Here is an 11310-nt window from a genome sequence, read left to right on the forward strand (position 1 = left end):
TCGGAGGTTGGCGATGACGCAGACGCAGCTCAAGGCCAAGCCACGCAGTCGTACGCTGCTGGTGGTGGACGACCGGGAAGCGAATCTGGTGGCCATGGAAGCGTTGCTGGGCGATGGTGACTGGCAGGTGCACACGGTCAACTCCGGCGAGGCTGCGCTGCGGGCATTGCTGGAGCTGGACGTCGAGCTGGTGTTGCTGGACGTGCAGATGCCCGGCATGGATGGCTTCGAAGTCGCCCGGCTGATGCGTGGCAGCCCGCATACCCGCTACACGCCGATCATCTTCGTTTCGGCCATCGCGCATACCCGCGACTCCGTGCTGCGCGGTTACGCCACCGGCGCGGTGGACTTCATCCTCAAGCCGTTCGATCCACAGGTGCTCAAGCACAAGATCAACACCTTGCTGGCCCACGAACACAACCGCCGTGATCTGCAACTGCTCACACAGCAATTGGACAGCGCCCGTGCATTCAATGCCTCGGTCCTGAGCAACGCGGCCGAGGGCATTCTGGTGGTCGCCGAGGACGGCTATATCAGCTTCGCCAATCCGGCGATCGCCGGCATGCTGCACACCCGCGTCGAGGACCTGCAGGGCACGCCGCTGCTCTCGCATCTGGCGGCGCCGGAGATGCCGGCCAACTGGCAGGAGTCGGACTTCTACCGTTACTGGCGCAGCGGCTCGACCTATCGTCTGCACGAGGCGCAGCTGCACACCGCCACCGGTACGCCGTTGCCCGTCGCGTTGTCCAGCTCGCCGCTGCCGCGCCAGCAGCGCTCCATGGTGGTCATCGCGTTGGACATGTCGGTGGTGCGCAACCTTCACGTTCAGCTGGAGACCCAGGCGGTCACCGACTCGCTGACCGGGCTGCTGAACCGGCGCGGCTTCCATCAGGCGCTGGAATCGTCGCTGGCGCGGGTCGATCGCAACGGCAAACGCATGGCGATCCTTTATATCGATCTGGACGGCTTCAAGCGCATCAACGATTCGCTCGGCCACGATGCCGGCGACGAAATTCTGTGCAAGGTGGCGCGCCTGCTGGAGACCTGCATGCGTCCCTACGACATCATCGCGCGCATGGGCGGTGACGAATTCACCGCGTTGCTGGATTCGCTGGATCACCCGGAGGATGCCGCACGGGTGGCGGAGAAGCTGATCGAGCTGATTTCGGTACGACACAAGATCGATGGCACCGAGGTGACTCTTGGCGCCAGCATCGGCATCGCCCATTTCCCCGACTGCGGGGTCAGCGTCGATCAGCTGCTGCGCTCGGCGGACATGGCGATGTACGAGGCCAAACGTGCCGGGCGCCGACAGTATCGCTTCTTCTCCAGCGACATGAACGAGCGTGCGCATGCGCGGCTGATGATGGAGGAGAACCTGCGCAGCGCCACCGAGCGCAACGACTTCGAGCTGCTGTACCAGCCGCAGATCATGCTGGCGACCGGCAAGCTGAGGGGGTTCGAGGGTTTATTGCGCTGGCCCCAGGGTGATGCAGAGGAAAACCAGCCGGGCAACTTCATCCCGCTGCTGGAAGAAACCCGACTGATCGAGCGCGTCGGCGACTGGGTGCTGCGCGAAGGCATGAACCAGTACTGCCAGTGGCTGCCGTCATTCGGCAGCGATCTGATTCTCAGCCTGAACGTCAGCCCGGTGCAGTTCAGCCGGGCTGGGCTGTTCGATTCGCTTCGCCGTCTGCTGGATGAATATCAGCTCCACCCTGCGCAACTCGAGCTGGAGGTCACCGAAGGCACGCTGATGCAGGATCTCGAGCAGAGCTGCGAAAAACTACGGCAATTGCGCAAGCTCGGCGTGCGCGTGGCCATCGACGATTTCGGCACCGGTTATTCATCGCTGGCTTATCTGCGGCACTTCGAGCTGGATACACTGAAGATCGACCGACTTTTCATCGCCAACATGCTGGATTCCCCCCGCGATGCGGCGGTGGTAAGCACCATCATTGATCTGGGCCGCAACCTCAACCTGGAGGTGGTGGCCGAGGGCGTGGAAATCCTGGCGCAGCGTGACTGGCTGGTGGAGAACGGCTGCGACGTCATGCAGGGCTTTCTCGTCTCTCCGGCCTTGAGCGCCGAGCAGGCACGGGCCTTTCCCACTCAGGTCGCCTGGGACGCGCTCTGAGCGAGCCGGTCAGGGCTGCACCGGAAACTGCTGGTGCAGCTGCTCCAGTTGCAGATCCTTTTCACTCCAGAGCCCGTTGACCCACTGCTGGAACGCCAGTCGGTACGACTCGTCCTGGTCGTAGTTGTGGCGGAGAAACTCGGCGGGAATCGGCTGCGCCTGGAGGCGTACGACGACCTGATGAATGTTGCCGGCGAGAAGGTCCCAGAAACTCGGGCGACCGTCGGGGTAATGGATGGTGATGTTGATCAGCGCCGTCAGTTGCTCGCCCATGGCGTCGATGACGAAGGCGATGCCGCCAGCCCTTGGCTTGAGCAGATAGCGATAGGGTGAGGCTTGTTCGGTGTGCTTGTCCTCGGTGAAGCGTGTGCCTTCGAGGAAGTTGAACACCGACACCGGATTGGTCCGATAGCGCTCGCAGGCTTTGCGTGTGGTCGCCAGGTCCTCGCCACGCTTCTCCGGGTACTTGGCCAGATACTCCTTGCTGAAGCGCTTCATGAAGGGAAACTCCAGCGCCCACCAGCACAGGCCGATCACTGGGACCCAGATCAGCTCCTGCTTGAGAAAGAACTTGAGGAAAGGCATGCGCCGGTTGAGCTGGTACTGCAGCACGAGGATGTCCGCCCAGCTCTGGTGGTTGCTGGTGACCAGGTAGGAGTGATGCATGTCAACCTGATCCAGACCCTGCACGTCCCAGCGGATCGGGCGAACCAGATTCATCCAGAAGCTGTTCATCGCGATCCATGACTCGGCGATCCAGTGCATGCCGAAGCGCAGGCTGCGTTGTATCGCAGGGATTGGAAACAGCAGCTTGAGCAGCGAGAGCGCAAACAGCGGCCAGCACCAGAACAGGGTATTGAGCGCAAGCAGCAGGGCGGCGAGCGTGCCGCGGAGTGGCGCGGGGAGAAAGCTCAGCATGAAGTTCTTGTCGATACGGCTGATTCGAGGCGCCAAGAGTAGCGATTACGCGCTGAACTGCAACTATCGAGAGGGGTGAAGCACTGGCGCCGCCTGCCGGAGGGCGAGGCGGCTCCAGTCGGAAGCGGCCGTCAGGCCTTCTGGTTGGCAGCCTGCAGAGCGGTCAGGGCGATGGTGAAGACGATGTCATCCACCAGGGCGCCGCGGGACAGGTCGTTGACCGGCTTGGCCAGGCCTTGCAGCATCGGGCCGACGCTGAGGCAGTTGGCGTTGCGCTGAACCGCCTTGTAGGTGGTGTTGCCGGTGTTCAGATCGGGGAAGATGAACACCGTGGCCTGGCCGGCGACCTTGCTGTTAGGGGCCTTCTGCTTGCCGACGCTGAGCACGGAGGCGGCGTCGTACTGCAGCGGGCCGTCGATCGGTAGTTCGGGCGCACGACCCTGGGCGATGCGAGTGGCTTCGGCGACCTTCTCGACTTCTGCACCGCTGCCGGAGCTGCCGGTGGAATAGCTGATCATCGCGACGCGCGGGTTGACGCCCAGGGCCACGGCGGACTCGGCGCTCTGCAGGGCGATCTCCGCCAGCTCGGTGGCGCTCGGATTCGGGTTGACCGCGCAATCGCCGTAGACCAGAACCTGATCCGGCAGCAGCATGAAGAACACCGAGGACACCAGGCTGTAGCCCGGTGCGGTCTTGATCAGCTGCAGGGCTGGGCGGATGGTATTGGCGGTGGTGTGCACTGCGCCGGAAACAAGGCCGTCCACTTCGTCCAGCGCCAGCATCATGGTGCCGAGGACCACGGTGTCCTTCAGCTGCTCGCGGGCATCGTCCGGGGTCAGGCCCTTGGCCTTGCGCATTTCGCACATCGGCTCGACGTAGCGGTTGGCGATGTTGTCCGGATCGAGAATCTCCAGGCTGGCGGGCAGGGTGATGCCTTGCTCGCGAGCAACCTGCTGGACTTCTTCCGGCTTGGCCAGCAGCACGCAGCGGGCGATGCCACGCTCCTGGCAGATGGCGGCGGCGCGGATGGTGCGTGGCTCGTTGCCTTCGGGCAGCACGATGCGCTTGTTGGCATCCTGCGCGCGCTTGACCAGCTGGTAGCGGAAGGCTGCCGGCGACATGCGCAGCTCGCCACGCGGCACGCTGTAGCGGGTGTGCAGGAACTCGGGGTGCAGGTGCTTGGCGATGAAATCGGTGACCCGTGTGGCACGTTCGATGTCGTCCGACGGGGTTTCCTTGTTCAGGCCGAACAGGTTGTTCGCCGTGTCGTAGGAGTTGGTTTCCACGGTCATCACCGGCAGGCCGCCGTCCAGTGCGGCCTTGCACAGCTCGAGGATGCGCGGGTCCGGCGCGAAGTCGCTGCACAGCAATAGGCCGGCGAGTTTTTCGCCGTTGAGCGAGGCCAGGCTGGCGGCCAGGATGATGTCGTCGCGGTCGCCTGGCGTCACTACCAGCACGCCGGACCGCAGCAGCTGTACGGTGTTCGGAACGGCGCGCGCGCACAGCACGATCTTGTTGACGCGACGCTGGTCGGCTTCACCGGCGTTCAGTACCTGAGCGCCGAGCAGCTCGGCGATGTCTCGGGTGCGCAGTGCGTTGAGCTCTTCGGAGAAGGGGATCGCGCCCAGCAGCTGGAAGTCGGCGCTGCCCAGCAGCGGCAGGTGCTGCTTGAGGCTGTCGACGAAAGCCGGCAGGCCTTCTTCGGTCTTGACCTTGTTGAGGATGACACCAAGCACCTTGGGGTCCTTCGCGCCGCCGTACAGCTGCGCCTGGATCTCGATGCGTTCGGCCAGGCGCTTGAGGCTGTCGCTGCCTTGGGCGCCGATCAGGATAACCTCGGCGTCCAGGCTCTTGGCCAGCTGGGTGTTGATGCGCTGGGTGTAGTTGGACTCGCGGGTGGGCACCATGCCTTCGACGATGACCACGTCCTTGCCGGCAGCGACTTCCTGGTAGCGGCTGATGACATCTTCGAGCAGCAGGTCGATCTCGCCATCGGCGAGCTGACGCTCTACCTGCTCCAGCGGCAGCGGCTCGGGCGAGGTCAGGTTAAGGGTGCGCTCGACCAGAATGCAGGAGCGCTCACGGCCCTGATCGACCGGAAAGGGCTGGGCGATCGGCTTGAAGAAACCGACCTTCAGCCCGGCGTTTTCCAGGGCGCGAATCAGGCCGAGGCTGATGGAATTGAGGCCGCCGCCGAAACCGGTAGGGGCTAGAAAGATTGTGTGCATGGCATCTCCTTGAGGGCAGGGTGCTCGGGGTAACGGTGCTGGGCGCCGGCAAGGCTAGGGCAGTTGCCACGGGACGGAAACTGCCGGATTGCCGCGGCGCTGATGTGCAAAGACCCGACCGCCAGGGGCTGTCGGGTCTCGGAATCGCTACATGCCTACTGCGCTCAGGCGTCCAGCAGCGCCAGCGTATCGAGGGCAATCTGGCGCTCCTCGTTGGTCGGGACGACCATGACGCGCGGGCTGCCTTCAGCCTGGATTTCGCCGGCAACGCCGCGGGTGCAGCGGGCGTTGGCTTCGGCGTCGAGCTTGAAGCCGAACAGCTTGAGGTGTTCCAGTGTCCGCTCGCGCACTGCCGAGGAGTTCTCGCCGATACCACCGGTGAACACCAGGCCGTCCAGCTGCGGCAGGGCGCAGGACATGGCGGCCAGCGACTTGGCCAGGCGGTAGCAGAATACTTCGAAGGCCAGCACCGCGCCTGGATGACCGGCGTTGCGGGCATCGGCCAGGGTGCGCATGTCGTTGGACAGGCCGGAGAGGCCCTTCAGGCCGCTTTCCTTGTTGAGCATGTTGTCGATCTTGGCCAGGTCCCAGCCCAGCGTCTTGCTCAGGAAGTTGTGCAGGCTCGGATCGACGTCACCGCTGCGGGTGCCCATCACCAGGCCTTCGAGCGGCGTCAGGCCCATGCTGGTGTCGCGGCTTTCACCGTTGACTACCGCGCAGGTGGAGCAGCCGTTGCCAAGGTGAGCGACCAGCCAGCTGCTGTTCTCGACCGGTACGCCGGCCAGTTCGGCGGCGCGCTTGCTGACGTAGCGGTGGCTGGTGCCATGGAAGCCGTAGCGGCGTACACCATGATCCTTGTACAGCACATCCGGCACGGCATAGCGGTAAGCATGCTCGGGCATGGTCTGGTGGAAAGCGGTGTCGAACACGCCAACCTGCGGCAGCTCGGGGAACAGATTGATGGCGGCGTGGATGCCGCTCAAGTTGGCCGGGTTGTGCAGCGGCGCCAGCTGAATGTTGGCTTCGATGCCGGCCAGGGTTTCATCGGTGAGCAGCGAGGAGGCAAAGAACTTTTCGCCGCCGTGTACTACGCGGTGGCCGATGCCATCCAGATGGCCGCCAGCGGCGTCTTCCACGCGCGGCAGGATCTGGGCCAGAGCAGCCTGATGATCGGCATTCGGCACCTTGACGCTTTCCTTGCCGGCTGCGCTCTCGAAGTGGATGACGGCTTCCGGGCTGCCGATGCATTCGGCCAGGCCTTGTAGCGGGAAGGTCGCTTGCGCTTCGTTGACCAGGGCGAACTTGATCGACGAGCTGCCACAGTTAATCACCAGGATGTTACGAGCCGACATCGGTGCTCCTTGGTTCTCTAATGTTATTGATATGGGTGCCAAAGATACTTTCCGCCGATTCTTGCACATCGGCCATGAAAGCGATGCCATCCAAAGGTTGTAGTCCCATGTTCAATGGCACTACATGCGGGGCGAGGGCGACGAACGGCATTGGCCCGTTCATCCAAGGTCGGTTCGCAATCGGCGCGGTGGATGGTTAAACTTCGACATCCATTCTCTAAAGCAAAGGTTCTGCCCCATGCTGATTGCCGCTAACAAGGCTGTCTCCATCGACTACACACTCACCAACGACGCCGGTGAGGTGATCGACAGCTCGGCCGGCGGCGCGCCGCTGGTCTACCTGCACGGCGCAGGCAACATCATTCCGGGCCTGGAGAAGGCCCTCGAGGGCAAGCAGGGCGGTGACCAGATCCAGGTCGCCATCGAGCCGCAGGACGCTTACGGCGAGTACAGCGCGGAGCTGGTCGCTACCCTCAATCGCGCCATGTTCGAAGGCGTCGACGAGCTGGAAGTTGGCATGCAGTTCCACGCTTCCGGTCCGGACGGCGGCATGCAGATCGTCACCATTCGTGACGTGGAAGGCGACGACGTGATCGTCGACGGCAACCACCCGCTGGCCGGCCAGCGCCTGAACTTCGACGTCAAGGTCGTCAGCGTGCGTGACGCCAGCGAAGAAGAAGTTGCCCACGGCCACGTCCACGGCGAAGGTGGCCACCACCACTGATCCGGGTCGCCGCATAGGCGTCCGCAGGCACGGCGGCAGGAACCGCTACCGTGCGGATCGAAAAGAAGAGCGCTCCGGTCGTTGCCGGGGCGTTTTTTCGTTAGGAGAGATGAGATGAGCGCATTCCACCAATTGGTGTTGCCAGGCCTGGGCAGCGAGGAGCTGCCGTTGGCGCAGTTCGGCGATCGGATCACGCTGGTGGTCAACGTCGCTTCGCAGTGCGGGCTGACCCCGCAGTACGCCGGCCTGGAGCGGCTGCAGCAGCAATACGCTGCCCGCGGCTTCAGCGTGCTGGGCGTGCCATGCAATCAGTTCGCTGCGCAGGAGCCGGGCAGCGATGAGGAAATCCGCTCGTTCTGCACACTCAACTATGGTGTGAGCTTTCCTCTGAGCGGCAAGCTTGAGGTGAACGGTCCGCAGCGCCATCCGCTGTATCGTTTGCTGGCTGGCGAAGGGGCCGATTTTCCGGGGGACATCACCTGGAACTTCGAGAAGTTCCTGGTGGGCAAGGACGGCCGTGTGCTGGCCCGTTTCTCACCGCGCACCACGCCCGACGACCCCGCCCTGATCCAGGCGATCGAAACCGCTCTGGCCTGATCTGCAGTTCTGCGACCGTACGCGCGGTCGCGTTCTCTTTCTTGAGTACTGGATATGCCGGCCATGCTTGCCATGGTTGCCGCTGAATAAGTGTCATGGATGATGCTGTGCCGGCGAGACGACCGGTCATATTCTCGCTGCATGACCAATCCAGCACGCAACGACAAGCGCGACCTGATCCTGTCCAAGGGTGCCCGGGTGATGACCCGCCGCGGCTATCACGGCACCGGTGTCCAGGAAATCGTCCAGGCGGCCGGTATTCCCAAGGGCTCGTTCTATCACTACTTCGCCAGCAAGGAAGACTTCGCCCTGCAGGCGCTGGACTATATCTATGCGCCCCGGCTGGAGCGCTATCAGGCGGCGCTGAGTAACTCAGCAGTCTCGCCCCGGCAGCGCATCCTCGACTACTACGCCGATCTCGTTGCGCACTTCGCCCGCCAGGAAAAGCCCGAATATCACTGCTTCATCGGCAGCCTCAGCTTCGAGATGGCCGAGCTGTGCCCGGCCATCGCTAAACGGCTCAGCGCGATACTGACGCAATCGGTCGAGTTGCTTACGGCCTGCCTCGAACAGGCGCGTGACGCTGGAGAGATCGCGGCCGATTGCGATTGTGCAGTGCTGGCGGAATTCATAAGCAACGCCTGGGAAGGTGCGCTGCTGCGCATGAAAGTGAGCGGCAGCGTTGCGCCTTTGCAGATGTTTTTCCAGCAGCTCGAACGCCTGTTGGCGCCGGCTGCAATAACTTCGCCGGGGCATGAGCGCCCGGCTGCCTTGACCAATGCCACAGGAGTCGATCGATGACCGCCAGCGTACAAGCCTTGTTTCAGCCCTTTGAGTTGGGTGCTCTCCGTTTGCCGACCCGTGTGGTCATGGCGCCGATGACCCGTTCGTTCTCGCCTAACGGCGTACCCACTGCCGATGTGGTCGAGTACTACCGCCGTCGTGCCGCCTCCGGGGTCGGGCTGATCATCACCGAGGGCACCACGGTCGGCCACGCCGCGGCGAACGGTTATCCCCATGTGCCGCGTTTCTACGGTGAAGATGCGCTGGCTGGCTGGAAGGCTGTGGTCGATGCAGTGCACGCCGCTGGCGGCAAGATCGTCCCGCAGCTCTGGCACGTCGGCAACGTGCGCCGCAAGGGCACCGAGCCGGAGCCGGAGGTCGTCGGTTACGGCCCGATGGAGAAGCAGAAGGACGGCCAGGTCGTCGTTCATGGCATGACCAAGCAGGACATCCAGGATGTGATCGAAGCATTCGCTCAGGCTGCCCGCGATGCTCAGGCGATCGGCATGGACGGCGTGGAAATCCACGGTGCCCACGGCTACCTCATTGACCAGTTCTTCTGGGAAGGCAGCAATCAGCGCACCGATGAGTACGGCGGCAGCCTGGCCAATCGCTCGCGCTTCGCTATCGAGCTGGTGCAGGCCGTACGTGCAGCGGTTGGCCCTGTTTTCCCGATCATCTTCCGCTTCTCGCAGTGGAAGCAGCAGGACTACACGGCGCGCCTGGTGCAGTCGCCCGAAGAGCTCGGCGAGTTCCTGGCACCCTTGTCAGCGGCCGGCGTGGATATCTTCCATTGCTCGACGCGCCGTTTCTGGGAACCGGAGTTCGAAGGCTCCGATCTCAACCTGGCCGGTTGGACCCGCCAACTGACCGGCAAGCCGACCATCACCGTCGGCAGTGTCGGCTTGGATGGCGAATTCCTGCAGTTCATGGTCAAGACCGACAAAGTGGCGCAGCCGGCCAACATCGAGGGATTGCTGGAGCGTCTGAACAAGCAGGAGTTCGATCTGGTGGCGGTGGGGCGTGCGCTGATCTGCGATCCGGATTGGGCGGTTAAGGTGCGTGAAGGGCGGATGGAAGAGATTCTGCCGTTCAGTCGTGAGGCGTTGAAGACGCTGGCGTGAGTGAGGGCGGCAGCCAGGGTGATCTGGCTGCCGATTTCCCCTTACCCGGCAGCATCCGATCTCGCCAGGCCTTCACGCTGAGCTGTCAGCATGTGACGTGGTGCGGACGGAGAGACTCGAACTCTCACACTTTGCGGCGCTAGAACCGCGACCGCGGAGTGCGACGCCTGACGTCTACGCAGGTCGGTCCAGCTGCCGATTCGGCCCGCCTTCCCTTACCCAGAACAGCGTCGCTCCCGCGACGGCCGCCGGCATGATCAGCAGGTTCAGGACCGGCACCAGCAACGCCGCATAAGTCACCGCACCAAAGCTCAGGCTCTGCCAGCGTCGCTGGCGCAACCAGCCCATCATGTCCGCCCAGCTCAGCTTGTTGTTGTCCGCCGGGTAGTCGATGTATTGCACTGCCATCATCCACACGCCGAACAGCAGCCATAAAGGCGCGGCAACAAGGTTCAGCACGGGGATGAATGAAAGCACCAGCAACGCCAGCGCGCGCGGTGCGAAATAGCCCAGCTTGCGCAGCTCGCGGCCAATCGTGCGGGGCAGCATGGCCAGCAGCTCGGCCCAGCTGAAAGGCGGCGCTGCGTCTTCGCCGCGCACCACTACCTCGACCTTTTCCGCCAGAAAGCCGTTGAACGGTGCGGCGATGATGTTGGCCAGCATGGTGAAGCTGAAGAACACCATCAGTACCACCAGCACGACGAACAGCGGCCAGAGGATGTATTCGAGAAAGGCGAGCCAGGTCGGCAGGTTGGGCATGAAGGTGTCGACCCAGCCGCTGAACTGGCCGACCGCGAACCAGATCAGGCCGAAGAACAGCAGCACGTTCACCGTCAGCGGCAGGATCACGAACAGACGCAGCCCCGGGCTGAGCACCAGGCGCAGGCCTTCGCGAAGGTATTGCGGGCCGGAGAGGGCGGATACGGGCATTGGCGTCTCCTGAAAAAGGGCAGGGTTTCGTCGAGAGGGGCGTAGCGCAGCGGGATAGTCGATGACTATGGGGTGTATGCAGAACCTGAATTATCCACGGCCTTGGCGGATAGCTAAGGTGGCGCTCAACGTTTTTCGGGTCATCCGCTCCTTCAGCCTTCCCCAAGTGCTTGGGATGACCCTTTTTATTCCCATTGAGCCGGCATAGCCGGCTCGATCCGTCGAAAGGATGCGCGTTACTTGCGCTTGAGCGGTTGGGTGTCGAAACGCACGCCCGGCAGGCCGGTTTCCATGAGCGCGCGAATGTTGCGGTGGTCGCTGCCGTTCGGGTCGGCCAGGACCGCCTGATAGTGCTCGCCGAACGCAAGCAGCGCTTCTTCCGTCGTGAAGTCTTCAAGCAATGCGAGGCCCAGCGTCTTGCAGGAACCTTCGTTCTCGCCGGCAGCGTTCTCCAGTGTGCCGTTGACGAAGCGGCTCGGCTGGGAGTCGTAAGCGCCCCCGATGAAGGCAAGCGTTT

Annotated in this window: 10 protein-coding genes and 1 tRNA gene; 5 read left to right on the forward strand and 6 right to left on the reverse strand. The window is 63.3% G+C overall.

The window, feature by feature from the left end; genetic code table 11:
- The first annotated feature begins 13 nt into the window (after positions 1-13).
- Positions 14-2137, forward strand: coding sequence for a putative bifunctional diguanylate cyclase/phosphodiesterase (locus F753_RS28925; RefSeq protein WP_023444184.1), 2124 nt, complete (start codon positions 14-16; stop codon positions 2135-2137).
- 9 nt (positions 2138-2146) lie between these two features.
- Here the strand turns inward: F753_RS28925 and F753_RS28930 are convergent, their stop codons facing one another.
- The 3 genes from F753_RS28930 to F753_RS28940 all read right to left on the reverse strand — a co-directional run bounded on the left by F753_RS28930 (position 2147) and on the right by F753_RS28940 (position 6635).
- Positions 2147-3055, reverse strand: coding sequence for an acyltransferase (locus F753_RS28930; RefSeq protein ID WP_023444185.1), 909 nt, complete (start codon positions 3053-3055; stop codon positions 2147-2149).
- 131 nt (positions 3056-3186) lie between these two features.
- Positions 3187-5283, reverse strand: coding sequence for a phosphate acetyltransferase (pta, locus tag F753_RS28935; RefSeq protein WP_023444186.1), 2097 nt, complete (start codon positions 5281-5283; stop codon positions 3187-3189).
- Positions 5284-5447: 164 nt separating this feature from the next.
- Positions 5448-6635, reverse strand: coding sequence for an acetate kinase (locus F753_RS28940; protein ID WP_014821300.1), 1188 nt, complete (start codon positions 6633-6635; stop codon positions 5448-5450).
- 238 nt (positions 6636-6873) lie between these two features.
- On the opposite strand from F753_RS28940, the gene F753_RS28945 reads away from it, so the two are divergent.
- The 4 genes from F753_RS28945 to F753_RS28960 all read left to right on the forward strand — a co-directional run bounded on the left by F753_RS28945 (position 6874) and on the right by F753_RS28960 (position 9863).
- Positions 6874-7359, forward strand: a complete 486-nt coding sequence (locus F753_RS28945) for an FKBP-type peptidyl-prolyl cis-trans isomerase (RefSeq protein WP_014821299.1) — start codon at positions 6874-6876, stop codon at positions 7357-7359.
- Between the two features lie 114 nt (positions 7360-7473).
- A complete protein-coding gene (locus F753_RS28950; RefSeq protein ID WP_003302715.1) occupies positions 7474-7956 on the forward strand; it encodes a glutathione peroxidase in 483 nt (160 codons plus the stop codon).
- A gap of 141 nt (positions 7957-8097) precedes the next feature.
- Entirely contained in the window at positions 8098-8757 is a 660-nt protein-coding gene (locus tag F753_RS28955; protein ID WP_023444188.1) for a TetR/AcrR family transcriptional regulator, read from the forward strand.
- Positions 8754-9863 (forward strand): NADH:flavin oxidoreductase, encoded by a 1110-nt coding sequence (locus F753_RS28960; protein ID WP_023444189.1) that lies wholly within the window; start codon positions 8754-8756, stop codon positions 9861-9863. Before F753_RS28955 ends, F753_RS28960 begins: the two co-directional genes overlap by 4 nt.
- 98 nt (positions 9864-9961) lie before the next feature.
- Here the strand turns inward: F753_RS28960 and F753_RS49465 are convergent.
- The 3 genes from F753_RS49465 to F753_RS28970 all read right to left on the reverse strand — a co-directional run.
- Positions 9962-10072: transfer RNA gene (locus F753_RS49465), tRNA-OTHER, on the reverse strand.
- A complete protein-coding gene (gene cysZ, locus F753_RS28965) occupies positions 10038-10793 on the reverse strand; it encodes a sulfate transporter CysZ (protein WP_023444190.1) in 756 nt (251 codons plus the stop codon). The genes F753_RS49465 and cysZ overlap by 35 nt, the downstream gene beginning before the upstream one ends.
- 236 nt (positions 10794-11029) lie before the next feature.
- Positions 11030-11310: HopJ type III effector protein (locus tag F753_RS28970; RefSeq protein WP_023444191.1), on the reverse strand; the 281-nt coding region annotated here is incomplete at its 5' end.

The sequence above is a fragment of the Stutzerimonas chloritidismutans AW-1 genome (genome assembly GCF_000495915.1).
GTDB classification, from domain to species: Bacteria; Pseudomonadota; Gammaproteobacteria; order Pseudomonadales; family Pseudomonadaceae; genus Stutzerimonas; species Stutzerimonas chloritidismutans.